This window comes from Serratia sp. BIGb0234 (genome assembly GCF_024809915.1).
GTDB lineage: Bacteria > Pseudomonadota > Gammaproteobacteria > Enterobacterales > Enterobacteriaceae > Serratia > Serratia liquefaciens.
This window is the reverse complement of record NZ_JANUEI010000002.1, coordinates 63,617-86,446: the sequence shown is the minus strand read 5'-3', so window position 1 is coordinate 86,446 and position 22,830 is coordinate 63,617. Positions and strand designations below refer to the sequence as shown.

Below are 22,830 nucleotides of genomic sequence, written 5' to 3'. Positions count from 1 at the left end.
GGCTAAACCAAGAAGGAGATATATACGTAAGCCAATCGTCGGCGTAACCGGCCATGCTTTGTGGTCACAACCCACTGAGGGGGAGTTCAGTGGGTTGTCTTCGCGCTAGAACACCTGTTTGAAGGGTTTTACCGTTACGTCACCATAAACGCCGGCGGCGACGTAGGGATCTTGTTCCGCCCAGGCTTGTGCGTCCGCCAGCGAGGCGAACTCCGCAATAACGGTGGAGCCGCTGAAACCGGCGCTGCCCGGATCGTTACTGTCGATGGCGGGGTTGGGGCCGGCAACCACCAAACGGCCAGCATCACGCAGTGCCTGCAGGCGCGCCAGGTGCGCGGGGCGTACCGACAGGCGGTTTTCCAATGAGTTGGGGACGTCTTGCGCGTAGATCAGATAAAGCATGTTTCACCTTTAAAATCATTGCTATAGAACGGTAAATTTAAAGTAGCGCAAAAGACGAGACAAGGGAATGCCCGCCCGCTGGAATTTAGCCACGGCTGGCGCTTATGCCTTGAAGCCGCTAGTGTTTATTCGTATAGTGCGGCCGCGCGATTCACCGGACAAGGTTTATGAGGTAGAGAAATGACGGAACTGGTTAGAGAGAAACTCAACTTGCCTGAGGGCAAAAGCAAACTGCTGCTGCACTCCTGCTGTGCTCCCTGTTCCGGTGAGGTGATGGAAGCCATTCAGGCCTCCGGCATCGAGTACGCCATTTTCTTCTATAACCCGAACATCCATCCGCAAAAGGAATACCTGCTGCGTAAAGACGAGAACATCCGTTTTGCCGAGCAGCATGGCGTACCCATTATTGACGCCGATTACGATACCGATAACTGGTTTGCTCGCGCCAAAGGGATGGAGCATGAACCTGAGCGCGGCATCCGTTGCACCATGTGCTTCGACATGCGTTTCGAACGTACCGCGCTGTATGCGCACGAAAATGGCTACGATACCATTTCCAGTTCGCTGGGCATCTCCCGCTGGAAGAACATGCAGCAAATCACCGACTGCGGCGTGCGTGCGGCAGAAAAATACCCGGATCTTGAGTATTGGGATTACAACTGGCGTAAAAAAGGCGGTGCCTCGCGGATGATCGACATCAGCAAGCGCGAGCGCTTCTATCAACAGGAGTATTGCGGTTGCGTTTATTCACTTCGTGACACCAACCTGCACCGCAAAGCACAGGGCCGGCCGCTGATCAAACTGGGCGTGCTGTATTACGGCGATGAAGAATAACGCCGCATTGATAACTAATAACCCGCTACGGCGGGTTTTTTGCTTCTTGGCGGCGGTAAATCAGGTTAATGAAGCGTGTAAAAGCCTCGGTGAAAAGGCAAATGAAAGGTTAATATCCCCATGAGTTTGCAGGTTTTAGCGATGAATAACGACGATTAGAGCGATAGTTTGCCATTCGTTATTGAATATGATTGCTATTTGCATTTAAACTTGGCGAACCAGAGGAAACAGAATCATTATGCCGCTAAAAAAGATGTTCCTTAATCGCCGTTTGTCCGTGCCGATTGTCCTGTCCGTTGGCTTACATAGCGCCCTGGTGGCGGGTCTGCTCTATGCTTCTGTCAAAGAAGTGATGGAGTTGCCGAAACCTGAAGATGCGCCAATCAGCGTCATGATGGTCAATACCGCCGCGATGGCGGAGCCGCCACCTCCTGCGCCGTCCGAGCCGGAGCCAGAACCGCAGGTGGAGCCTGAACCCGAGCCGGAACCAGAACCGATCCCGGAGCCGCCGCCGAAGGCGATATTGAAGCCTGAGCCGGTAAAACCCAAACCGAAGCCAAAACCTAAGCCGAAGGTCGAAAAAACGGTCAAGCGTGAACCGCAGAAAACTGAGCCGCGTGAGCCTTCGCCGTTTGAAAATAACCAGCCGGCCAAGCCTATCGACAAAGCGCCAGTTAAGCAGGCACCGTCAGCCCCGGTTGCGGGTAATTCGCGTGATGTGGCACCGAGGGCGCTCAGCCGTGTCGATCCGATTTATCCGCCGCGTGCCAGAGCATTGCAGATTGAAGGCAATGTACGGGTACAGTTCGATATCGACAGCGACGGCCGTGTGAGCAACGTGCGTATTCTGTCTGCGGAACCGCGCAATATGTTCGAACGTGAAGTGAAGCAGGCAATGCGTAAGTGGCGTTATGAAGCCAAAGAAGCGAAAGATCGTACCGTGAATATTCGCTTTAAAATTAACGGCACCACGGAAATGAACTGACCGACAGGTTAGGGTTAATTAAAGACAAGGGTCGCTTCGGCGGCCCTTTTTGCTGCCTGAAATTCGCTATGCGTTGCCTTAATCCTGCAATACGTCTTATTGAAGCTAAATGGTGTAACGATAAACCTTTATTAAGTCCTGCTATAGAAAACCTGCCTCACTGCGCCTGACAGTGAAACACGCACCTCAACCTAATTTATTGAACAAAAGCCGATCTCTCTCTCACTTCACGCAACATTAACGCTCATTTAACTTAATTGTGAACCCGATCACTTCAACTTCTCGGCACATAAAACAAAATGAAATGGTGTAACGTTAAACCTTTTCGGGGAAAACCATGAGTTCTTACCAAGCCAGCTTACTGTCTATCTCATTTATGACCTATATGGTGATGGCGGGTCTCCTCACTCAGATAGGCATTGTTATTAAACCGATGTCTGTTTATCTGGGTATGGGCATCACGGACGCCGCGGCGATGTTTTCTTACCTGACCGGTGGCACGCTTTTGGGAACGTTCATCTCGATGGCGGTGTATTCTCGATTTGAAATCCGTCACATCCTGCGTGTCACCTATGCCATTTTCCTGGTTGTTCTGGCCGCATTGGTGTTTCTGGATGTCAGAAATCCGTTCGTTGTTTCGTTCTATCTTTTTGTTTTGGGCACCTGCTGCGGCACCGGTTTGTCGGGCGGCGCAGTGCTTATCTCCAAAGTTTTCAACGAAAACAAACGTGCTTCCGCCTTTATAGCCACTGATTGTGCCTTTAGCGCTTCCGGTTTTATCTTTCCCTCGATGGCGACAATGATCATTGCGGCCAATATGCAATGGACTGCCGCCTACGGACTGGCGGGCGTGATTGCCGCGCTGGTGTTTATCAGCACCTTTATATTGAAATATCCGAAAGGGGATTTGGCCGAAGCCGATAAAGCAAACACCCCAGGCGCCAGGTTTAACTGGAAAGAGGTGATGACCCCCAGAGTGGTTTTAATGGGGTTTGCGCTCGGTGTTTACCTGTTTGCTCAGAGTACTTTCCTGACCTGGTCGCCCAGTTACTTGCAGCAGACGTTTGGTTTGTCCGCGGCGGAGTCCGGGGCGGCAGTGGGCAACTATTGGGGGCCATCCGTGTTTGGTTTAATCACCGCAGCCATACTGGTGAATAAAATCCCCGCACGGGTCATGTTAGTGGCGGTCTCTATCATTGCGATCCTGGTGACCTTTTACTTGAGCATAACTCACAACCCAAGGGTATTCCTGACTCTCACACTCGGCTTCGGTTTTCTGACCTCGTGCGTCTATAAATTAGGCATTTCCGTTGGCTCTCAACAGGTGAAAAATTCTCCGGCCGTGCTGGTTACCTTTTTACTGACGTGCGGAACCGTGGGCAGCACGATCTCTCCGGCTTTGTCTGCCGCCATCGTTGATCGGTTCGGGGTGGCCAGCGCGATGGTCATGACCGTCCTGGGCTTTACCGCCGTCTGTATCGCCATTGTTGCCTGTCTGATACTCGAGAAGATTGAAAACACCAAATCCACAAAGGAAATATATTCATGAAGAGAAAAGTCATTTTTGATACGGATCCCGGCATTGACGACAGCATGGCGATGCTGCTGGCACATGCCAGTTCAGAGATAGAGCTGATGGGGATTACCACCGTTTTTGGCAATGCGACTATCGAGAATGCCACCAGAAATGCGCTGTATATCAAGCAGCGGTTTGGTCTGACTGCGGATGTTGCGATGGGTGCAGATACCCCGCTGGTCGTCGCGGCGGGTGAGCCAACCACTTTTGTCCATGGGTTAAATGGATTGGGAGATATAGATATTCCTGCGGCGGAGTATCACGGCATCGATAAGCGAGCGGCTCATGACTACATTATCGATAGCGTAAAAGCCCATCCGGGCGAGATTACCTTAATCGCCGTCGGCAGGTTAACCAATCTGGCTTTGGCGGTTGAAAAGGATCCCAGCATTGCCGGCCTGGTCAAAGAGGTGATTGTGATGGGCGGAGCATTTGGCCATAACGGCCATACGGGCAATGTGACTCCCTTCGCGGAAGCCAATATCATCGGCGACCCGCATGCGGCCGACAGGGTGATGACCACTGACTGGCCGGTGACTGTCGTTGGGCTGGACGTTACTCAGCAAACGGTAATGACTGGCGAATATATTGATCGACTACGTCTGGATTCAGCCCGATACGGTGAGTTCATTTATCGCATAACGCGTTTTTATGCGGACTTTCATCAACGGGAAATGGGTATGGAAGGGTTTTATGTGCACGACTCTTCGGCCATTGTCTATGCGATTGCCCCTGAGCTGTTCGACGTCAAAGTCGGCGCTATACGGGTGATTACTGAAGGGCCGGCCATCGGGCATACCCTGCTTAAAGAGGGGGGGAAACGTTACCCGATTGATGAGTGGAGCAGGAAACCGAAGCAACGTGTTTGCGTTCAGGTTGATCACCAGGGGGTGCTTGATCTCTATATGGCGACCATGGTGGAAAAGGCGACGGTTTAGTTTCTGAACGTCATTTTCCAAAATCGACGGGTTCACTGACCGATCCCCGGACGACCAGGCTAGGTGTTATTGATATTATGGCTTTACTCCCTGGATGAGACATTTTCATGGTCAGGCCTTCCAGGGCTTGGTAAGCAATGTCGTCCAAAGGAATTCTAACCGTGGAGAGTGACGGGAAAGACAATTTGGACATTTCTATATCATCGTAACCGATGACTGAAAGCTCCCTGGGGATCTTCAAGCCCAGTTCATTCGCCGCATTCTGCACGCCAATGGCCATTAAATCGTTATGACAGATAATGGCCGTTGGTAACGCTGCGGAGGAAAAAAGTTGATACATGGCGTCAACGCCGCTCTGATAGGTGTAGTTTCCTTCGATATAGTCGACGGCGTCTTCAGGCAGGTTAAATTCCCCCAGTGCTTTTTTCAGACCCGCGATACGGTTTGTTGTTGTCTTTAACGCTTTGGGCCCGGTCACACAGGCAATTTTTTTGTGCCCTTTGGACAGCAAGAACCGTCCTGCTATATAGCCGCCAGTCTCATTATGTAAATTGAACTCTGTACCCCCGCACAAACTCATCACATCACCGATATCGAAAGCGATAGCCACCACCGGCACCGCATGGATCTGTTTGATTACGGTATCAATTTTGTCGCGCTTCAACGATATGAGGATGATGCCGTCCACGCGGCCCGACATTAAATTAATGTAGGTGTGCAAATCCTCTTTATCGGCATGGCGGAAGCAGGAGATCACGGTAAAGTCCTGCTTGAAGCATTCATTTTCCAGCTTGAAAAACAGCTCGGAGAAAAAGGGGTTTTGGTCGACGATCGAAATGATGCCAATGCTTTTTAAACTGGCAGAGTTTTTCTTGAGTGAGGCGGCCAAGGCATTGTGTCGGTAGCCGGTAGCCTGAATGGCTTCCAGAATGCTCTGCCGGGTATCATCTTTTAGCTTTTTTTTATTATTAATAAAGTTAGATACGGTTGTTACAGAGACACCGGCATGGCGTGCAACGTCTTTAAGGGTAGCCATTCTCTACTTATAACCTCAGTTTTATGCCACAAGATGAATTGATAGGCGGAGCACTGACCAAGATAGCGATAGGCCGACTCTGGCGTCCCACGTCGTGAGGGTACCCGGTTGATTATACACAAGCAAAATCAAGATACAGGCCTTTAACCGCCAAAAGGCGTTATTGAAACGCGTTGATTAATCAGCAGCAATAAAAAAGCCCGATGGGATGCATCGGGCTAATTGAAAACGAATTTTGTCGCTACGGCTTATTCATCGAAACCTACACGGAAATTCATTTTTCCGTCGGGCAGGGCCCGTGAGTTGCCCTCATCGTCCACCGCGACATAGGTAAATACTGCCTCGGTTGCGCGATAACGCTGGCCTATCGGGGCGGAGGACACTTTCTTGACCCACACTTCGATATTGATGGTGATAGAACTGCGCCCGGTACGGATACAGTGCGCATAGCAACATACCACATCACCCACGGCGACAGGTTTCAGGAAGGTCATACCATCGACGCGTACTGTTACTACGCGTCCCTCGGCAATTTCTTTTGCCTGAATAGCGCCGCCGATGTCCATCTGCGACATCAGCCAGCCGCCAAAAATATCACCGTTGGCGTTGGTATCAGCCGGCATCGCCAGCGTGCGCAGCACCATTTCGCCACTGGGTAAAGGTCGTTGTTGAGTCATAGCTGTCTGCTTATCAAAGAAGGGATTTCACTATACTGCCCGTAGCAAAGGCTACGGGCATTAACAATTTTGTAACTATTTTTTCTGTTCTTCCGGCATGTGCCGATAAATATAAATACCGCTTAACAGGGTAAATACCAGCGTCAGCGCGGTCAGGCCGAACACCTTAAAATTGACCCAAACGCTTTGAGGCAGCCAGAACGCGACGTAGATGTTCGCCAGACCGCAGACCAGGAAGAACACCGCCCAGGCCAGATTGAGGTTGTTCCAGACTTTATCCGGCAGCGTCAGCTCTTTCCCCAGCATGCGCTGCACCAACGGCTTCTTGAGCACCAGTTGGCTGATCAGCAGCGCCAGCGCGAACAGCGTGTAGATGATGGTCACTTTCCATTTGATAAACAAATCGTTATGGAACACCAACGTCAGGGTGCCGAACACCAGCACCATCAGGAAGGTGATCAGCGTCATCTTCTCGATTTTGCGGTACTTGAACCAGGTGAACACCAGTGCCAGGGCGGTGGCGACAATCAGCGCGCCAGAGGCCACGTAGATATCGTAGAGCTTATAAAAGGCGAAAAAGACAATTAGCGGGAGGAAATCAAGAAACTGCTTCATAAATCAATCCATCATCTGTTCATCGGCCGACTATACCGGATTTGGCGGGTTCTGTGTACCGCTGGGAAGCGCTGATTATCGGCGTTTGGCCAACGGATTTCCGCCATGAAAGCAGGAATTTGCATAAACTTACGATTGAAGTCGCGAGTTCGCGGCGTGTGGATTGCCAGCGCGGCATTGGCATCGCATGATACGCCCAATAATAGCCGGATAATTTATAACGGAAAACAGGTTATGCAGTGGAAATCTCTCCAGGCGCTAACGCCCGGTTTGACGCATTTATTAGGGTATCAACGCAGTTGGCTTAAACCGGACATTCGCGCCGGGCTTTCCGTGGCTGCCGTTGCCTTGCCGGTGGCAATTGCCTATGCCGAATTGGCCGGGGTTAGTCCGGTGGTGGGGCTTTATTCCTGTATTTTGCCGATGGTTGCCTATGCCTTCTTCGGTTCCTCACGCCAGCTCATTGTCGGGCCGGATGCTGCAACCTGTGCGGTCATTGCCGCCGTGGTGACGCCGCTGGCGGCGGGCAACATGGAGCGCCACTGGCAGCTCACCATCATGATGACGGCGATGATGGGCGCCTGGTGTCTGTTAGCCAGCCGTTTCAAGCTGGGCGCACTTGCTGACTTGCTCTCCAGACCGATACTCAGCGGGCTGCTCAACGGGGTGGCTATTACCATCATGGTCGATCAGATTGGCAAGGTACTGGGTTTCGGCGTGCATCCGGCGCAGTTGATCGAGCGAATCTACGCTTTACCGGGCAATCTGATGCACAGCGATGTATTGACCATGGTGGTTTCGCTGCTGACCCTGGTTACGCTGATCGGGTTCAAAAAATGGCGGCCTTACTGGCCAGCTCCGCTGTTTGCCATCGTTTTGGCGGCCTTTGTTACCTGGGCCGGTGGGCTGCAGCAGCACGGCGTAGTGACGGTAGGCGGTTTTAGCGACGTATTGCCGATCGTGCAGTGGCCGGATTTTCAGCCAGGCTTGCTGCGCGATATGGTGATCCCGGCGCTTAACCTGGCGGTCGTGAGCTTCGTCAGCATGATGCTGACCGCCCGCAGCTTTGCGGCCAAGAACGGCTATGAGGTCAATGCGGACGCGGAGTTTCGCGCACTGGGGCTGGTGAACATCGTCTCGGCGTTATCGCAGGGTTTCGCCATCAGCGGGGCGGATTCGCGCACGGCTGTCAATGACGCCAACGGTGGCAAGAGCCAACTGGTGTCGATCATTGCGGCAGGGGTGATTGCCTTCGTGTTGCTGTTTCTGATGGCTCCGTTGCAGTTTATTCCGGTGGCAGGACTGGGGGTAGTACTGATGTATGCCGCCTGGTCGCTGTTGGATATACGCGGTATCTGGATCATGCGGCGCCGAAATGCGCAGGCCTTCAGGTTGGCGATGTTTACCTTCCTTTGTGTACTGCTGGTGGGGGTAATCAGCGGTATTGGCCTGGCGGTATTACTGGGGTTGATGCAGTTCTTGCGCACGGTATTCCGCCCGACGGAGCAGCTGTTGGGCGTCAATGACGAAGGCATGATCCACTCGATGGGCAACAATAACGGCATTAAGCCGGTGCCTGGAGTGATGATGTATCGCTTCAACTCGCCGTTGACCTATTTCAACGTGGCGTATTTCAAACGACGGATCCTGAACCTGGTGGATAGCACGCCGTTTCAACCGCGCTGGGTGGTGGTGGACGCCGTGGCCAGCTTTACCCATGCCGATATCAGCGTCCTGGCGGCAATTGATGAGTTGAAACGTGATTTGTTACAGCGTAACGTTAAATTGGTGTTGGCAGGGCGACGCACCGAATTGACGCGCTGGTTCCGCATCAACCGGGTAGGACGCGATCGGGAATTAATACTGGTACCGGATTTGTACCTGGCACTGAAGCTGATTCAAAGCAAGGAGCAGGCAGAACCAGCCGCGGCCCCATAAACAAAAAGGCACGCAGAAGCGTGCCTTATTTGGAGCCTGTCGCTAGATCAGCTGCGCAGCAGCATATACAGGCGGAACAGGTAAATCAGCAACAGGGCGGAAACCAGGTTGCTCAGAGCCGTCAGCACCACGCTGGCGACGTTCGGGGTCAGCACCGACAGGTGGCTCACCATAAACAGCACCAGCAGCTTGGCTGCCAGCCACAGCATCATTGCTGGAACAATCACGCGCGCATTGGCGAAAGCCAGTTTGCAGCTCAGTTTGATCGACGCGAACACGCCTTTCTTGTCGGCGGTGGTGATTACCGGGGCCAGCGAGAAGGCGATCGCCATAATCACACCCGGCACGACAAACAGCGTCAGCCCCAGTTGGATCAGCAGCGTGCAAATAAACAGCAGCAGCAGCAAACGCGGCAGTTCCGGCGCCGAAGCCCCGATAGCGCGCAGGGCGCTCAGGCGTTGCCCCTGAGAAACCAGGCGAACCAGCGTCAACATCCCGCCTACCAGCAGCACGTTACCCACTAACGCAGAGAAAGTGGCGGCGGCTGAGACCTTCAATAACACCATCTGCTGCTCAGGCGTCATTTGTTGAATGATTTCCTGGATCCCCATACCGGCGGACGCAGCAAAGTCACCTTCCGTTGCGCTCAGGATCTTCAACTGCTCGATGTCAGGGCTGAAAACCTGATTGAGCAGCACAGAAATGAACGCGGTCAACAACGCCAGTATCAGAATACTGGCCAGTTGGTTACGGAAAAAATTAAAACTGTCACGGTACAACGTGTTGGCCGTGATAGGCATGCAGACTCCTTGGCATCGAGAAACAGAGATAAATCAAAATCAGTGGGCGATTGTACCCTGTTCCACGTCGCTGTGGCACCCCGCGAATTGCACTACGGCTATTTCTTCGTCGATCTTGGCGATCGGTAAAGAAAGTGGCAACGGAACCGGCAATGGCGGCAGGCCATAACGTTCGCGAGCGCGGTCGCACGCTTCGTTACGCAGGCCATTCTCTCCCGACTGATCGAACTCACGGCAGGGGCTGGGGCGATTAAGATAAATAGAACAGGAAACCGCTTTGCCGATTTCGCCGTCGAGTGCGGTGCAGCGTGGGGACTTGCTGTTGGTCCCCTGCATACAGCGCAGGAAGGGGGTTAACGGCTCTGTTAGGGATAAAGGAACCACGCCGCCGCCATCTTCCGCTTCGGCCCAATAGAATGACACTCGAAAATAGCCGCAGCATGCGCCGCAACTGACACAGGGATTTTGAATTTCGCTCATCTTGATTGCCCGCCGACTCCTTACGACACCAACCAAAACCAACACGGAAGATGAAATTACGCAGCGGCGTTTTTTTTAGCAACTGAAATTTGAACATGTAAATAATTTGCAACAAAAAGCGTTTTTTGATTCAGATCAATTCTCGATTTATTAGTCTCTTAGGTAACCTTGTTTTTAGTAGGAATTAAAATTTTTACACATAAGATGTGATCTCGATGGGATCATAAATACCCGTAAGTAGGTATATTCCCCTTGGATGATAACCACACAAATGGAATGGATAATGAAAAAGACAACTCTGGTGGTATTGGCGGCGATGATGGCCCCTATGTTGGCAAGTGCGCATCAGGCAGGCGATTTTCTTTTCCGTGCAGGTTCTGCGACCGTACGACCAAATGCCGGATCGGATGATGTACTTGGGCAGGGCTCATTCAGCGCCAATAATAACACCCAGCTTGGCCTGACCTTCGGCTATATGGTTACGGACAATATTGGTGTCGAACTGCTGGCTGCAACGCCGTTTCGCCACAAGGTGGGCTTGAACGGTTCCGCCGTGAACGGTGATATCGCTACGGTGCACGACTTGCCGCCGAGCCTGATGGCGCAGTATTACTTTGGCGACAAGCAAGACAAACTGCGTCCGTATCTGGGCGTGGGCGTGAACTACACGACCTTCTTCGATGAAAAATTCAACGACAACGGCAAAGATGCCGGGTTGAGCAACCTGAGTTTGAAAGACTCCTGGGGTGTGGCCGCGCAGGCGGGCCTGGATTACAACCTGGATGAGCACTGGATGCTGAACATGTCAGTCTGGTGGATGAATATCGAAACCAAAACACGCTTTGACGATGCGGCCGGTAATCATCACAGCATAGATACGCGTTTGGATCCGTGGGTATTTATGTTCGGGGCAGGTTATCGTTTCTGATAGCGGTGAAACAGGGAGGCGCATACAGCGCCTCCGTTTTATTTTTACTTGATCTGCATGACGTTCTCGACGGATTTCACACCCGCTACGCCACGAGTTACCTGCACTGCACGGTTGGCATCGGCGCTCGAAGTGACAAAGCCGCTCAATTGCACACGACCTTTAAAGGTCTCGACGCTGATTTCGGTAGATTTGATGGTTTTATCCGCCAGCAGCGCTGACTTCACCTTGGTCGTCACTACCGTGTCATCAATATAACCGCCAGTCCCTTCAGATTTCGCTGTTGGCGCGCAGGCACTCACTGCGAATGCCACAACGGCAGCCATGCACAAGACCGAAAGGGTTTTAAATAGCTTCATAAATTACTCTCCATGCAATGTTATTGTTGAAACTACATTCGGGTTTTCACCTGAAGACGTAGTGCACCCCTAAAAAATAAAGAAATGCCCGACGCGCAACGCTAAGTGTGAGACAAGAATTGGGTTTGTTCAAACTTTAGATGTAAAAAAAATTGCACAACTTTGAGGGTAAACAAGATGTTATCGGCGGGCGCAATCTGCTGCGCCCACCGTTGAAGCCTTATGCCCGGGTAGCCGCTTTCATTTCACGCGTAAAATTCGCCAGTTTCGTCAGCATTTCTGTCGGATTAGCTTGATTCTGCTCGATAATTTTAACGATAGCCGAACCGGATATCGCCCCGGCAGCACCGGCCTGCAGCGCATCGCGAACCTGTGCCGGTTCGGAAATGCCAAACCCTTGCAGCGGCGGTGCCGCATGGTATTCGCGCAATTTATTCACCAGGTGATGAAGTGGCAATTCAGCGCGACTTTCGGTGCCGGTGACGCCCGCACGGGACAACAGGTAGGTGTAGCCGCGGCCGTGTGAGGATATTTCACGCAGTAAATCGTCGTCTGCATTGGGTGGGCAGATAAAGATAGGTGCAATGCCATGGCGCGTTGCCGCAGCACGGAAGGGCGCGGACTCTTCATACGGCACGTCGGCAATCAGCACCGAATCAACGCCGACTTCGGCACAGCGTTGGTAAAACGCATCGATGCCTTTATGGAATACCAGGTTGGCGTACATTAGCAGGCCGATAGGAATGTTCGGGTGTTTCTGGCGGATCGCCGCCAGCATCTCGAAGCACTGGGTTGGCGTCACGCCTGAGGCGAAGGCGCGTAGCGCAGCACTTTGAATCGTTGGGCCATCGGCCAGCGGATCGGAGAACGGAATGCCCAGTTCCAGCGCGTCGGCACCGGCTTCAACCAGGGTATCGACGATCTGCAACGAAAGCGCCGGGTTCGGATCGCCGAGGGTAACGAACGGGACGAACGCGCCTTCTTTCTTATCTGCCAGGCGGTTGAACAGTTGTTGATAACGTTCCATCAGATTTCTCCCCGAGCTTTCAGAATGTCGTGAACGGTAAATATGTCTTTGTCGCCGCGGCCGGACAGGTTAACCACCAGAATCTGTTCTTTTTGCGGCGTTTCACGGATCATTTTCAGCGCGTGCGCCAGAGCATGGGAAGACTCCAGCGCCGGGATAATCCCTTCGCTACGCGACAGCGCTTTGAAAGCGTCCAACGCTTCGTCATCGGTAATAGACACGTATTCAGCCCGACCGATGCTGTTCAGATAGGCGTGTTGCGGCCCGACTGAAGGGAAGTCCAAGCCGGCGGAAATCGAGTAGGACTCCTCGATCTGGCCTTCGGAAGTCTGCATCATCGGCGCTTTCATGCCGAAATAGATGCCCACGTGGCCGTGTTTGAGCGGTGCGCCGTGCTGGCCGGTTTCAATCCCTAAACCTGCAGGTTCAACGCCGATCAACCCAACGCTGGTATCGTCGATAAAGTCGGCAAACATACCGATGGCGTTCGAGCCACCGCCAACGCAGGCCAGTACGGCATCCGGCAAGCGGCCTTCACGTTCCAGCATTTGTGCTTTGGTTTCTTCGCCGATCATGCGCTGGAATTCACGCACAATCGTCGGATACGGGTGCGGACCTGCAGCGGTACCCAGCATATAGTGGGCGGTTTTGTAGCTGCCAGACCAGTCGCGCAGCGCTTCGTTACAGGCATCTTTCAGCGTGGAGGAACCGCTGTGCACCGGGATCACTTCCGCTCCCATCAGGCGCATGCGGAAGACGTTGGGTGACTGGCGCTCGATATCTTTGGCGCCCATATAAATGCGGCACTTCAGGCCGAGCAGGGCACAGGCCAGTGCGGAGGCAACGCCGTGTTGACCGGCACCGGTCTCGGCGATGATTTCGGTTTTGCCCATGCGCTTGGCCAACAGCGCCTGACCCAATACCTGGTTAGTTTTGTGCGCGCCACCGTGCAGCAGATCTTCACGCTTCAGATACAGCTTGGTTTTGGTACCGGCAGTGAGGTTTTTGCACAGTGTCAAAGCCGTCGGGCGACCGGCGTAGTTTTTCAGCAGGTCGATAAATTCAGCCTGGAATTCCGGATCGCGCTGGGCGCTGACAAAGGCTTCTTCCAGTTGTTTTAAGGCCGGCATCAGAATCTGCGGCACATATTGGCCACCAAATTCGCCGAAGTAGGGGTTAAGCAGCGTCATTTTAGTTCCCGTTATTATCCGTTAATCATAATTAGTAAGCGCGCAGGGTCTGGAACACCGCCGCCAGGCGGGCAGGATCCTTAATGCCGGGCTGGCTCTCTACGCCGGAGTTAAAGTCCAACCCGGCACAGCCGAGTTTGGCTGCGTCAACGCAGTTGTCTGCGCTCAGGCCACCGGCCAGCATCACGTTTTCCAGGTTTTCGCCGTGCAGTACCGACCAGTCGAAACGCTGCCCGGTGCCACCCGCGCCGTTATCCAGCAGATAACGATCAACGTGCTGCAAATCGCGCTGCGGTAAATGGTCTTTTACGCTCAATGCTTTCCAAATCTGGCACTTGGCAGGCAGTTCGGCGCGCAGGGCGCTGATATAGGCCTGATCTTCCGAGCCGTGCAGTTGCACCGCTTTCAGCCCCAGGCGTTCGACGGTTTTAACCAGGGTCTCTACCTGCGCGTCGCAGAATACGCCGACATATTTCAGGGGGGCACCCGAGATAACTTCACGGGCGCGGTTGATATCAACATAGCGGGGTGAACGCCCGACGAAAATCAGTCCACCATACACCGCACCTGCCTGATAGGCCGCGCTGGCATCCTGCGGACGGGTCAGCCCGCAGACTTTGTTGTCGCCCAGGATCACCCGGCGCACGGCGGCACGGAGATCGGTTTCCGACATTAATGCGCTGCCAATCAGGAAACCGTTGGCAAAGTGGCTCAGTTCGCGGATCTGACCGTAATTGTTGATGCCGGACTCGCTGATCACCGTCACCCCGTGTGGGACGCGAGGCGCCAACTGGCGAGTGCGATCCAGATCGATACTCAGGTCGCGCAGATCGCGGTTATTGATACCGACCACGCGCGCTTCCAAAGCAATGGCCCGTTGCAGCTCTTCTTCGCTGATCACTTCGGTCAGCACCCCCATGTTCAGGCTGTGCGCAACCGCAGCCAATTGACGGTACTGATCGTCGTTCAGCACGGACAGCATCAGCAGAATGGCGTCGGCCTGATAGAAGCGCGCCAGATAGATCTGATACGGGTCGATAATAAAGTCTTTGCACAGCACCGGCTGTGTCACCGTCTTGCTGACCAGCGGCAGAAAGTCGAAGCTGCCCTGGAAGTATTTTTCATCGGTCAACACCGAGATCGCCGAGGCGAAATCTTTGTAGACCGAAGCAATTTCCACGGGATCGAAATTCTCGCGGATTAGCCCTTTGGAAGGGGATGCCTTTTTACATTCAAGAATAAACGCCGTTCTGGCACCCTGCAGCGCGTGATAAAAGCCACGCTCGCTGGGGACGATTTCATTTTGAAAACTGGCCAGTGGCTGTTGTTGCTGTCGTGCTGCGACCCATTGCGCTTTATCACGAACAATCTTGTTGAGCACGGTTTCCTGCATCATTTATCCTCTTGCTGCCAGTGCGGTTACGCGCTCGTAAGCTTTCCCGCTGTGAATCATGTCCAGTGCCTGCTGCGCGTTTTGGCGCAGGTCTTCATGCCCGAATAACTTCAGCAGCAGCGCCACGTTAGCGGCCACCGCAGCGGCGTGCGCCGGGTCACCTTTACCTTGTAACAACCTTGCCAGAATGTCACGGTTTTCTTCCGGCGAACCGCCCAGCAGGGCCTCCAGCGGGTAGCGTTGCAGCCCGAAGGATTCTGGCGTCAGCTGATAGCTTTCAATTTCGCCGTTGTTCAGCTCGGCCACGTGGGTCGCGGTGTGGATCGCCACTTCATCCATGCCACCGCCGTGCACAACAGCGGCTCGTTGGTAACCCAGCACGCGCAGGGTTTCGGCAATCGGCAGCACCAATTCCGGGCTATAAACGCCGATCAGCGCCAGTGGCGGACGCGCCGGGTTGATTAGCGGGCCGAGTACGTTGAATACCGTACGGGTTTTCAACTGCTGACGTACCGGCATCGCATGGCGGAAACCGGTGTGATACTGCGGCGCGAACAGGAAGCATACGCCCAGGTCATCCAGCGCTTGGCGCGCCTGTTCCGCCGGCAGATCCAGACGAATGCCGAACGCCGCCAGCAGATCGGATGATCCTGACCGACTGGAAACGCTGCGGTTACCGTGTTTTGCCACTTTGGCGCCGCACGCGGCCGCCACAAAGGCGCTGGCGGTGGAAATATTAATGCTGTTGGTGCCGTCACCGCCGGTGCCGACGATATCGGCAAACGGGTAGTCCGGGCGCGGGAACGGCAGGGCATCGGCCAGCAGCGCTTTCGCCGCGCCGGCGATCTCTTCCGGACGTTCGCCGCGAATTTTCATGCTGATCAGCGCCGCGGCCAACTGGCTTGGCTCCAGCTCACCGCGAACAATGGCGCTGAACAACTGCTGGCTTTCCTGCTGGTTCATCGACTCTGAGCGGTACAGTTTTTCAAGAATAGTTTGCATCGTCGTTTCCTCTCGTTATTTCGCCAGCGCCCAGGCCAGAGTTTGCTCAAGCAAACGCGCGCCGTGAGTGGTCAGGATAGATTCCGGATGGAACTGGAAACCGCATACGCGATGCTTGTCATGTCGAACTGCCATCACCATGTCGCCGAAGTGGGCGTTAACGGTGAGTTCGGCCGGGATATTGCTGCCAACCAGGGAATGATAACGGGCCACCGGCAGTGGGTTCACCATACCGGCAAACATCCCTTCGCCATCGTGGCTGATGGCCGACGCCTTGCCATGCAGGATTTCCCCGGCCTGGCCGACGTGCCCGCCATAGGCTTCGACGATTGCCTGATGGCCGAGACAGATGCCGATAATGGGTAACTGGCCGCGCAGGCGCTGCAACAGTTCCGGCATGCAGCCGGCTTCGGCCGGTGTACCCGGGCCTGGAGACAGCATCAGCACCGGCTGGGTCAGCTGCTGCAGGCGCTCGATAATCACCTCGGCAGAAATTTGGTTGCGATAGATCACCACCTGATGGCCGCTGGCGCGCAGCTGATCGACCAGGTTGTAGGTAAAGGAATCAACGTTATCGAGCAGTAAGATATCGGCCATCAGAACACCTCCTTGGCCTGGTGCGCACTGGCAATGGCGCGCAGCACGGCACGTGCCTTATTACGGGTTTCATCGGCTTCCGCCTGTGGTACAGAATCCAGCACTACGCCGGCACCGGCTTGCACGGTGGCAATGCCGTCTTCAACATACGCGGAACGGATGACAATACAGGTATCCAAATCACCGGTGGCGGTGAAGTAACCCACTGCGCCGCCGTAGCTGCCACGACGGGTGCCTTCGGAAGCGGCGATCAGCTGCATGGCGCGCACTTTAGGTGCACCGCTCAGCGTGCCCATGTTCATACAGGCCTGATAGGCGTGCAGCACGTCAAGGTCGGCGCGCAAGGTGCCGATCACACGGGAAACCAGGTGCATTACGAAAGAGTAGCGGTCCACTTTGGTCAGATCGGCCACGTAGCGGCTGCCGGCCTGGCAGATGCGCGCCAGATCGTTTCGCGCCAGATCGACCAGCATCAGGTGCTCGGCCAGCTCTTTATGGTCAGTACGCATTTCCAGCTCGATACGGCTGTCCAGATCCAGGTCCAGTGAACCGTCGGCACGACGACCGCGTGGGCGGGTACCGGCAATCGGGTAGATTTCAATCTGGCGGTTGTTGGCGTCGTATTTCAAGGCACTTTCCGGCGACGCGCCGAACAGGGTGAACTCGTCATCCTGCATAAAGAACATATAGGGGCTTGGGTTGTTGTCTTTCAGCGTCTGATACGCGGCCAGCGGGGTCGGGCAGGGCAGCGAGAAACGACGCGACGGTACCACCTGGAAAATTTCACCCTGACGAATGGCCTGTTGCAGCTCGCTGACCACGGCACCGTATTCTTCATCGGTCTGGTTGCAGCTCAGCTGCATGTTTTCCAGCTTCTGGTGAGGAATGGGCTGCGGCGTCTGTTTCAATTGAACCTGCAGCTGTTCCAGGCGCAGTTGCAGGCGTTGCTCCTCGGCCGGGTCGGCCGTGAATACGCTGGCCTGCAGACGGGCGACGCCGCGTTGGTGATCCAGCACCAACAGGGTTTCCGCCAAATAGAAGCAGAAGTCCGGGCAGCGCTGATCCTGACGCAGTGCTGGCAGGTCTTCGAAGCCGGCGACCAAATCGTAAGCAAACAGGCCACCAAGCATGACGGCTTCACGTTCGTCGGCGGGAGAATCCACCAATGTTAGCAGGGTGCGCAGCGCGTCAAATACCGACAGCGACCGCAGGCGAGCGTCTTCATCCTGGATAGCGTCAATCGGCGGGAAAGTCAGTTCCCGGCCGTTAGGGCGCACCTGAATCTGTACTTCGGGCGGCAGCGCCTCATCCAGCAGCGGCAGCATTGCCGCACCGTTGGCGGTCAGCGCCTGCAGGGTGACGATACGACCCAGTGCGGTGATACGCAGGGCACTGTCGATCACCAGCAGGCTTTGCAGGTTTTGCTTGCTGTTGATTTCAGCGGATTCCAACAGCAGGGTCGCCGGACGCGCGCCACACAACTGGTGGAAAATAGTGGTCGGATCGCCCCGGTAACTGGCCTCCGCCTTCAGTAATTTAAGCTGTGGTTTGATGTTCATCTTGGGTCTTCCAGTTAAAATTTGTCCATAAAAAAGCCCGCGTTACCAGCGGGCTTAGGGAATCTGCAGTGTCAGATGACAGGTATGCGTGATTACACCGCCCGCGAAAGGGAGGTACGCCACCAACGAAGAAGAGAAGTTTGCTTATTCATTTCTGTGCTCTCTTGTTTATCATCCAACCAGGGTATCGCCCTGAACTTGTGTACTAGTTAACTGGTTCGAGAGAATAAAGTCAACCCTCTTTTCACACAATGTTTTAGCCGCAAGCGTGAATAATTTTCATCGAGAGGAACAGGCCGTCGGCCAGAATAGATTTCCGTCCTGCGGGCGAACGCGGGTATGATAGAAGGCCAAACCTTTGACGGATATTTCTTTTGACAGACAGCAGCCCCCAGCCTTCCGCCTTTACCCTGTACGATCTCCACAGCCATACCACCGCCTCTGACGGCTATTTGACGCCGGCGCAGTTGGTGCAGCGGGCCGTCGAGATGCGGGTAGGCGTATTGGCGATTACCGACCACGACACCACCGAAGGTTTAGCCGCCGCAGCCGCAACCATTGCCGAGCTGTCGTTACCGCTGCAGTTGGTGAACGGGGTGGAGATCTCCACGCTGTGGGAAAATCATGAGATTCATATCGTGGGTCTGGGGATTGAAACTGCACATCCGGCGATGGTGCAATTGTTGGCCGAGCAGACTGAGCGCCGCAACCTGCGCGCACAGGAAATTGGCGTCCGGCTGGCGAAAGCGCGTATTGACGGTGCATTTGAAGGCGCGCAAAAGTTGGCGGACGGTGGGGCGGTGACGCGTGGTCACTTCGCCCGTTATCTGGTGCAGATTGGCATCGCTGACAATATGGCTCAGGTGTTCAAGAAATACCTGGCCAAAGGCAAAACCGGCTACGTTCCGCCACAGTGGTGTACAATAAAACAAGCCATTGATGTGATTCATCAATCCGGCGGTCAGGCGGTGATAGCGCACCCGGGCCGTTACGACCTGACGGCCAAATGGCTGAAACGGTTGTTGGCGCACTTTGCCGAACAAGGGGGGGATGCCATGGAGGTTGCCCAGTGTCAGCAGGCACCGCATGAGCGTTCGCAACTGGCAAAGTATGCGCAGGAATATCAATTATTGGCGTCGCAGGGCTCTGACTTTCATCAGCCCTGCTCGTGGATCGAACTGGGCCGCAAACTGTGGTTACCCGGCGGGGTTGAACCCGTGTGGCGTGACTGGCCACAACCGCAGCAGGGCAAGGTCAGTTGATTTAACGTGGGCGATGCCGCCCGCGTGCATCATTTTTAGGAGCAAGTCATGAGTCAGCTTTTTTATATCCATCCAGATAACCCGCAACCGCGCCTGATCAACCAGGCGGTGGATGTGCTGCGTAAAGGTGGGGTGATCGTCTATCCTACCGATTCCGGCTACGCGTTGGGTTGCAAGCTGGAAGACAAGACGGCCATGGAACGCATCTGCCGTATCCGTCAATTGGACAGCAATCATAATTTTACCTTGATGTGCCGCGATCTGTCCGAGCTGTCTACTTACGCTTATGTCGACAATACCGCGTTTCGACTGATCAAGAACAACACCCCCGGCAACTACACGTTCATTTTGAAAGCGACCAAAGAAGTCCCGCGTCGCCTGATGAACGACAAGCGCAAAACCATCGGTCTGCGCGTGCCGTCTAACCCGATTGCGTTGGCGTTGCTGGAAGTGCTGAATGAGCCGATGATGTCGACCACGTTGATGCTGCCAGGCAATGATTTTGCCGAATCCGATCCGGAAGAGATCAACGATCATCTGGGCAAGCAGGTGGATCTGGTGATCCACGGCGGCTTCCTGGGCCAGCAACCGACCACGGTGATTGATCTGACCGAGTCCGCGCCGGAAGTGGTGCGTGAAGGGGCAGGCGACGCAACGCCTTTCCGTTGATGCATAATTACGCTGCCGCTTTTGCTCATTTTCTGAAAAGTGGCGGTAACGGCGTCATTTGCCGGTAAAGCCGCTATTCTACAATATCAAAAACTGATAATAGGCAGGATGCGTAGCAATGATTAAGCGGATTTCTCTTTTGGTGGCCATATTGTTTTCCTCTGCGGCCAGCGCGGGGTTTTATTCCGGCAGCTCCTTGCTGTCGGAAACCAGCGGCTATGTGAAAAATAAGAACGGAGCGGCTACCGTCGCCGAAGCGCTCGACGGCGGGATGTTTATGGGCTATGTGGCCGGCGTATTCGATACCTTCTCAATGCAGGGCAATCGTAGCATTTGTCCGGATGCCGGGATGAGCGTGGGGATGGCGGCGGACGCGGTGATGCAGTATTTAAATGAACACCCGGAACAGCTTCACTATTCCGCGCCTTCGGTGATTATGCTGGCATTAACCGCCGCTTATCCCTGTGAACGGCATTAATCGCGTTTTTTTAGTGCGTATTTTTTCATTCGGTGCGAAGCCCCTTATTTAGCATCTATTCCAATAGATGAAACTGACGAAGGCTGTCATTTTACTGCTAATGCACAAATCCCCTTATCGTGGGGGATATGACGTTTAGGAGACAAAATGACAGCGTTTCGCCATGGCACCCTTTCTCTCGATTATCATGATTCCGGTTCAGGCCCGCTGACGTTGGTCCTGCTGCCCGGTTGGTGTGAACCAAAAACCGTATTTGCCCCCTTTACCGCACTGGCGTCGCAAAAGTATCGGGTGATCAGCCTCGACTGGCGGGGGCACGCCCTGTCTGATCGCGATGCCGGACTCTCCCTTGGCGCACAGGATCTGCTGGCAGATCTCCAGCAATTGCTGCTTGAGTTGCAAGTGGAGCGGTTTGTGACGCTGTCGGTAGCGCACGCCAGTTGGATAGCGGTGGCGTTGGCCGAGAACATGCCGCAGCAGATGCAGGGAATGGTGTTTCTCGATTGGATCATGACCCAGCCTGAGCCTGCATTTTTCGATTCCGTTCAGCAAATGCAGCGGCCTGAACACTGGCTGGCGGCGCGTGATGATTTATTCACATTCTGGCAGGGCGGTATTGAACACCCACAGGTAAAACAGCATTTGACCGTTGAAATGGCGCAGGAGGATTATCGCGTTTGGCAGGCCGCCGGCGTGGCGATTGAGCAAGCCTACAGACAATACGGTTCGCCGCTAAACCGGCTGGGGGAATTGACCTCACCGCCTGCTTGCCGGCATATTTACTCACTGGATCGTGGCGAAGACTATTTGCGGCAACAGCAGAGCTTTGCCGCCAACCATCCATTTTTCTCGGTCGTGCGGCTGGAGAATGCCCGAACTCACCTTGGTATTCTTGAGCAGCCAGCGGCAGTGTATCGGGCGGTAGTCGATTTCCTCGATGATTAATCCCTTTTCCGAGTAGGTTATAAAGCGGGGGCAGACCCGCTTTTCAGCGAGTTCTCACGCAATCGATAGCTTTCGATAATCGACCAGACAACAAAGTGGGTTTCAACCCTATTGAAAGCCTGTATAATGCGCGGTTCGATCCAAGTAAACGTATTGTTACCGCTGTGGTGCCTGACGCCGCGACGGTCATCCCCCCGACGCCTGTGAAGGCGACACTAGAGGTTGCTCAATGAGCGAAAAGTTACAGAAAGTTTTAGCGCGCGCCGGTCATGGCTCGCGTCGTGAAATCGAAACCATTATTGAGGCCGGGCGCGTCAGCGTCGACGGTAAAATTGCCAAACTGGGTGATCGCGTTGAAGTAACCCCTTCAATGAAAATCCGTCTGGATGGTCACGTCGTTTCGGTTAAAGAATCTGAAGAAGCGGTTTGCCGCGTGCTGGCTTATTACAAGCCGGAAGGTGAATTGTGTACTCGCAGCGACCCAGAAGGTCGCCCGACGGTCTTCGATCGCTTGCCCAAGCTGCGTGGTTCGCGCTGGGTAGCGGTAGGGCGCCTGGACGTCAATACCTCAGGCCTGCTGTTGTTCACCACCGACGGTGAACTGGCTAACCGCCTGATGCACCCAAGTCGTGAAGTTGAGCGTGAATATGCCGTGCGCGTATTTGGCCAGATTGACGACGAAAAAGTGAAGCAACTGAGCAAAGGCGTTCAACTGGAAGATGGCCCGGCGGCTTTCCGCACCATCACTTTCCAGGGTGGCGAAGGCATAAACCAGTGGTACAACGTAACCCTGACCGAAGGGCGTAACCGCGAGGTTCGTCGTCTGTGGGAAGCCGTTGGCGTCCAGGTTAGCCGCCTGATCCGTGTGCGTTACGGCGATATCGACCTGCCAAAAGGCATTCCTCGTGGCGGTTGGACCGAACTGGAATTGCCGGCGATCAACTACCTGCGCGAACTGGTTGACCTCAAGCCTGAAACCGTCAGCAAGATGCCTGTTGAGCGCGAGCGTCGCCGTGTGAAGGCTAACCAGATCCGTCGTGCCGTTAAGCGTCACACCCAGGTGGCTGGAAGCGGTCGCCGCAGTGCTGCGGGCAGCAAGCCGGGCAAACCAAGCAAACGCAGCTGATTATCACGCCGTAG

Annotated in this window: 22 protein-coding genes, 1 pseudogene and 1 other annotated feature; of the genes and pseudogenes, 11 read left to right on the top strand and 12 right to left on the bottom strand. The window is 54.4% G+C overall.

The window, feature by feature from the left end:
* Positions 1-105 precede the first annotated feature (105 nt).
* Positions 106-402: a YciI family protein gene (locus tag M2407_RS07395; protein ID WP_020827169.1), complete on the bottom strand. Its 297-nt coding sequence runs from the start codon at positions 400-402 to the stop codon at positions 106-108.
* Between the two features lie 180 nt (positions 403-582).
* Here M2407_RS07395 and M2407_RS07390 point away from each other — a divergent pair, with 180 nt between their 5' ends.
* The 4 genes from M2407_RS07390 (at position 583) to M2407_RS07375 (ending at position 4,735) form a co-directional block, all read left to right on the top strand.
* A complete protein-coding gene (locus M2407_RS07390) occupies positions 583-1,236 on the top strand; it encodes an epoxyqueuosine reductase QueH (protein WP_020827168.1) in 654 nt (217 codons plus the stop codon).
* A gap of 238 nt (positions 1,237-1,474) precedes the next feature.
* On the top strand, positions 1,475-2,221 hold the full coding sequence (gene tonB / locus M2407_RS07385) for a TonB system transport protein TonB (protein ID WP_142815109.1): 747 nt from the start codon (positions 1,475-1,477) through the stop codon (positions 2,219-2,221).
* 337 nt (positions 2,222-2,558) lie between these two features.
* Positions 2,559-3,770, top strand: coding sequence for an MFS transporter TsgA (gene tsgA / locus M2407_RS07380; protein ID WP_259217462.1), 1,212 nt, complete (start codon positions 2,559-2,561; stop codon positions 3,768-3,770).
* Positions 3,767-4,735, top strand: coding sequence for a nucleoside hydrolase (locus M2407_RS07375; RefSeq protein WP_128864677.1), 969 nt, complete (start codon positions 3,767-3,769; stop codon positions 4,733-4,735). The genes tsgA and M2407_RS07375 overlap by 4 nt, the downstream gene beginning before the upstream one ends.
* A 10-nt stretch (positions 4,736-4,745) precedes the next feature.
* On the opposite strand, the gene M2407_RS07370 is transcribed toward M2407_RS07375, so the two are convergent.
* The 3 genes from M2407_RS07370 to M2407_RS07360 form a co-directional block, all read right to left on the bottom strand.
* Complete coding sequence (locus tag M2407_RS07370) at positions 4,746-5,771, bottom strand: LacI family DNA-binding transcriptional regulator (RefSeq protein WP_259217460.1); 1,026 nt, start codon at positions 5,769-5,771, stop codon at positions 4,746-4,748.
* 248 nt (positions 5,772-6,019) lie between these two features.
* Positions 6,020-6,448 (bottom strand): acyl-CoA thioester hydrolase YciA, encoded by a 429-nt coding sequence (yciA, locus tag M2407_RS07365; RefSeq protein ID WP_020827163.1) that lies wholly within the window; start codon positions 6,446-6,448, stop codon positions 6,020-6,022.
* Between the two features lie 75 nt (positions 6,449-6,523).
* Positions 6,524-7,063 carry a septation protein A gene (locus M2407_RS07360; protein WP_020827162.1) on the bottom strand — a complete coding sequence of 180 codons (540 nt, stop codon included), beginning with the start codon at positions 7,061-7,063 and terminating at the stop codon, positions 6,524-6,526.
* Between the two features lie 234 nt (positions 7,064-7,297).
* Here M2407_RS07360 and M2407_RS07355 point away from each other — a divergent pair, with 234 nt between their 5' ends.
* Complete coding sequence (locus M2407_RS07355; RefSeq protein ID WP_259217456.1) at positions 7,298-9,001, top strand: SulP family inorganic anion transporter; 1,704 nt, start codon at positions 7,298-7,300, stop codon at positions 8,999-9,001.
* Positions 9,002-9,048: 47 nt separating this feature from the next.
* On the opposite strand, the gene M2407_RS07350 is transcribed toward M2407_RS07355, so the two are convergent.
* Positions 9,049-9,801, bottom strand: coding sequence for a YciC family protein (locus tag M2407_RS07350; RefSeq protein ID WP_044551674.1), 753 nt, complete (start codon positions 9,799-9,801; stop codon positions 9,049-9,051).
* Between the two features lie 39 nt (positions 9,802-9,840).
* A complete protein-coding gene (locus M2407_RS07345; RefSeq protein ID WP_020827159.1) occupies positions 9,841-10,281 on the bottom strand; it encodes a YkgJ family cysteine cluster protein in 441 nt (146 codons plus the stop codon).
* A gap of 283 nt (positions 10,282-10,564) precedes the next feature.
* Here M2407_RS07345 and ompW point away from each other — a divergent pair, with 283 nt between their 5' ends.
* Positions 10,565-11,209, top strand: coding sequence for an outer membrane protein OmpW (gene ompW, locus M2407_RS07340; RefSeq protein ID WP_020827158.1), 645 nt, complete (start codon positions 10,565-10,567; stop codon positions 11,207-11,209).
* A gap of 44 nt (positions 11,210-11,253) precedes the next feature.
* On the opposite strand, the gene M2407_RS07335 is transcribed toward ompW, so the two are convergent.
* The 6 genes and pseudogenes from M2407_RS07335 to M2407_RS07310 all read right to left on the bottom strand — a co-directional run bounded on the left by M2407_RS07335 (position 11,254) and on the right by M2407_RS07310 (position 18,336).
* Positions 11,254-11,568: a BON domain-containing protein gene (locus M2407_RS07335; protein WP_020827157.1), complete on the bottom strand. Its 315-nt coding sequence runs from the start codon at positions 11,566-11,568 to the stop codon at positions 11,254-11,256.
* 220 nt (positions 11,569-11,788) lie between these two features.
* Entirely contained in the window at positions 11,789-12,595 is an 807-nt protein-coding gene (gene trpA / locus M2407_RS07330; RefSeq protein ID WP_128864675.1) for a tryptophan synthase subunit alpha, read from the bottom strand.
* The gene (gene trpB, locus M2407_RS07325) at positions 12,595-13,785 is read right to left on the bottom strand and encodes a tryptophan synthase subunit beta (protein WP_020827155.1); all 1,191 of its coding nucleotides are present in this window, start codon (positions 13,783-13,785) and stop codon (positions 12,595-12,597) included. Before trpB ends, trpA begins: the two co-directional genes overlap by 1 nt.
* 31 nt (positions 13,786-13,816) lie before the next feature.
* Positions 13,817-15,178 carry a bifunctional indole-3-glycerol-phosphate synthase TrpC/phosphoribosylanthranilate isomerase TrpF gene (trpCF, locus tag M2407_RS07320; protein ID WP_259218360.1) on the bottom strand — a complete coding sequence of 454 codons (1,362 nt, stop codon included), beginning with the start codon at positions 15,176-15,178 and terminating at the stop codon, positions 13,817-13,819.
* A gap of 3 nt (positions 15,179-15,181) precedes the next feature.
* A pseudogene (gene trpD / locus M2407_RS07315) lies at positions 15,182-16,777 on the bottom strand (bifunctional anthranilate synthase glutamate amidotransferase component TrpG/anthranilate phosphoribosyltransferase TrpD).
* A complete protein-coding gene (locus tag M2407_RS07310; RefSeq protein ID WP_259217446.1) occupies positions 16,777-18,336 on the bottom strand; it encodes an anthranilate synthase component 1 in 1,560 nt (519 codons plus the stop codon). The pseudogene trpD and the gene M2407_RS07310 overlap by 1 nt, the downstream one beginning before the upstream one ends.
* A 27-nt stretch (positions 18,337-18,363) precedes the next feature.
* Positions 18,364-18,467, bottom strand: a sequence feature (Trp leader region).
* Positions 18,468-18,710: 243 nt separating this feature from the next.
* On the opposite strand from M2407_RS07310, the gene rnm reads away from it, so the two are divergent.
* From rnm to rluB, 5 genes are all read left to right on the top strand, one after another.
* On the top strand, positions 18,711-19,598 hold the full coding sequence (rnm, locus tag M2407_RS07305) for an RNase RNM (RefSeq protein WP_046373391.1): 888 nt from the start codon (positions 18,711-18,713) through the stop codon (positions 19,596-19,598).
* Between the two features lie 48 nt (positions 19,599-19,646).
* Positions 19,647-20,267 (top strand): L-threonylcarbamoyladenylate synthase, encoded by a 621-nt coding sequence (locus tag M2407_RS07300; protein ID WP_020827149.1) that lies wholly within the window; start codon positions 19,647-19,649, stop codon positions 20,265-20,267.
* A gap of 118 nt (positions 20,268-20,385) precedes the next feature.
* Positions 20,386-20,745, top strand: coding sequence for a Rap1a/Tai family immunity protein (locus M2407_RS07295; protein WP_259217442.1), 360 nt, complete (start codon positions 20,386-20,388; stop codon positions 20,743-20,745).
* A 147-nt stretch (positions 20,746-20,892) separates the two neighbouring features.
* On the top strand, positions 20,893-21,690 hold the full coding sequence (locus M2407_RS07290; protein WP_020827147.1) for an alpha/beta fold hydrolase: 798 nt from the start codon (positions 20,893-20,895) through the stop codon (positions 21,688-21,690).
* Between the two features lie 229 nt (positions 21,691-21,919).
* Positions 21,920-22,816, top strand: coding sequence for a 23S rRNA pseudouridine(2605) synthase RluB (gene rluB, locus M2407_RS07285; RefSeq protein ID WP_020827138.1), 897 nt, complete (start codon positions 21,920-21,922; stop codon positions 22,814-22,816).
* The last annotated feature ends 14 nt before the right edge of the window (positions 22,817-22,830 follow it).

What these genes read in the sequence shown, in the direction of transcription:
- M2407_RS07360 (WP_020827162.1), bottom strand. Translation starts at nt 7,063, where the DNA reads ATGAAGCAGTTTCTTGATTTCCTCCCGCTAATTGTCTTTTTCGCCTTT.
- M2407_RS07390 (WP_020827168.1), top strand. Translation starts at nt 583, where the DNA reads ATGACGGAACTGGTTAGAGAGAAACTCAACTTGCCTGAGGGCAAAAGC.
- ompW (WP_020827158.1), top strand. Translation starts at nt 10,565, where the DNA reads ATGAAAAAGACAACTCTGGTGGTATTGGCGGCGATGATGGCCCCTATG.
- rluB (WP_020827138.1), top strand. Translation starts at nt 21,920, where the DNA reads ATGAGCGAAAAGTTACAGAAAGTTTTAGCGCGCGCCGGTCATGGCTCG.
- M2407_RS07310 (WP_259217446.1), bottom strand. Translation starts at nt 18,336, where the DNA reads ATGAACATCAAACCACAGCTTAAATTACTGAAGGCGGAGGCCAGTTAC.
- M2407_RS07395 (WP_020827169.1), bottom strand. Translation starts at nt 402, where the DNA reads ATGCTTTATCTGATCTACGCGCAAGACGTCCCCAACTCATTGGAAAAC.
- M2407_RS07290 (WP_020827147.1), top strand. Translation starts at nt 20,893, where the DNA reads ATGACAGCGTTTCGCCATGGCACCCTTTCTCTCGATTATCATGATTCC.
- trpCF (WP_259218360.1), bottom strand. Translation starts at nt 15,178, where the DNA reads ATGCAGGAAACCGTGCTCAACAAGATTGTTCGTGATAAAGCGCAATGG.
- tsgA (WP_259217462.1), top strand. Translation starts at nt 2,559, where the DNA reads ATGAGTTCTTACCAAGCCAGCTTACTGTCTATCTCATTTATGACCTAT.
- M2407_RS07300 (WP_020827149.1), top strand. Translation starts at nt 19,647, where the DNA reads ATGAGTCAGCTTTTTTATATCCATCCAGATAACCCGCAACCGCGCCTG.
- M2407_RS07370 (WP_259217460.1), bottom strand. Translation starts at nt 5,771, where the DNA reads ATGGCTACCCTTAAAGACGTTGCACGCCATGCCGGTGTCTCTGTAACA.
- M2407_RS07335 (WP_020827157.1), bottom strand. Translation starts at nt 11,568, where the DNA reads ATGAAGCTATTTAAAACCCTTTCGGTCTTGTGCATGGCTGCCGTTGTG.
- M2407_RS07295 (WP_259217442.1), top strand. Translation starts at nt 20,386, where the DNA reads ATGATTAAGCGGATTTCTCTTTTGGTGGCCATATTGTTTTCCTCTGCG.
- yciA (WP_020827163.1), bottom strand. Translation starts at nt 6,448, where the DNA reads ATGACTCAACAACGACCTTTACCCAGTGGCGAAATGGTGCTGCGCACG.
- M2407_RS07350 (WP_044551674.1), bottom strand. Translation starts at nt 9,801, where the DNA reads ATGCCTATCACGGCCAACACGTTGTACCGTGACAGTTTTAATTTTTTC.
- trpB (WP_020827155.1), bottom strand. Translation starts at nt 13,785, where the DNA reads ATGACGCTGCTTAACCCCTACTTCGGCGAATTTGGTGGCCAATATGTG.
- tonB (WP_142815109.1), top strand. Translation starts at nt 1,475, where the DNA reads ATGCCGCTAAAAAAGATGTTCCTTAATCGCCGTTTGTCCGTGCCGATT.
- M2407_RS07375 (WP_128864677.1), top strand. Translation starts at nt 3,767, where the DNA reads ATGAAGAGAAAAGTCATTTTTGATACGGATCCCGGCATTGACGACAGC.
- M2407_RS07345 (WP_020827159.1), bottom strand. Translation starts at nt 10,281, where the DNA reads ATGAGCGAAATTCAAAATCCCTGTGTCAGTTGCGGCGCATGCTGCGGC.
- M2407_RS07355 (WP_259217456.1), top strand. Translation starts at nt 7,298, where the DNA reads ATGCAGTGGAAATCTCTCCAGGCGCTAACGCCCGGTTTGACGCATTTA.
- trpA (WP_128864675.1), bottom strand. Translation starts at nt 12,595, where the DNA reads ATGGAACGTTATCAACAACTGTTCAACCGCCTGGCAGATAAGAAAGAA.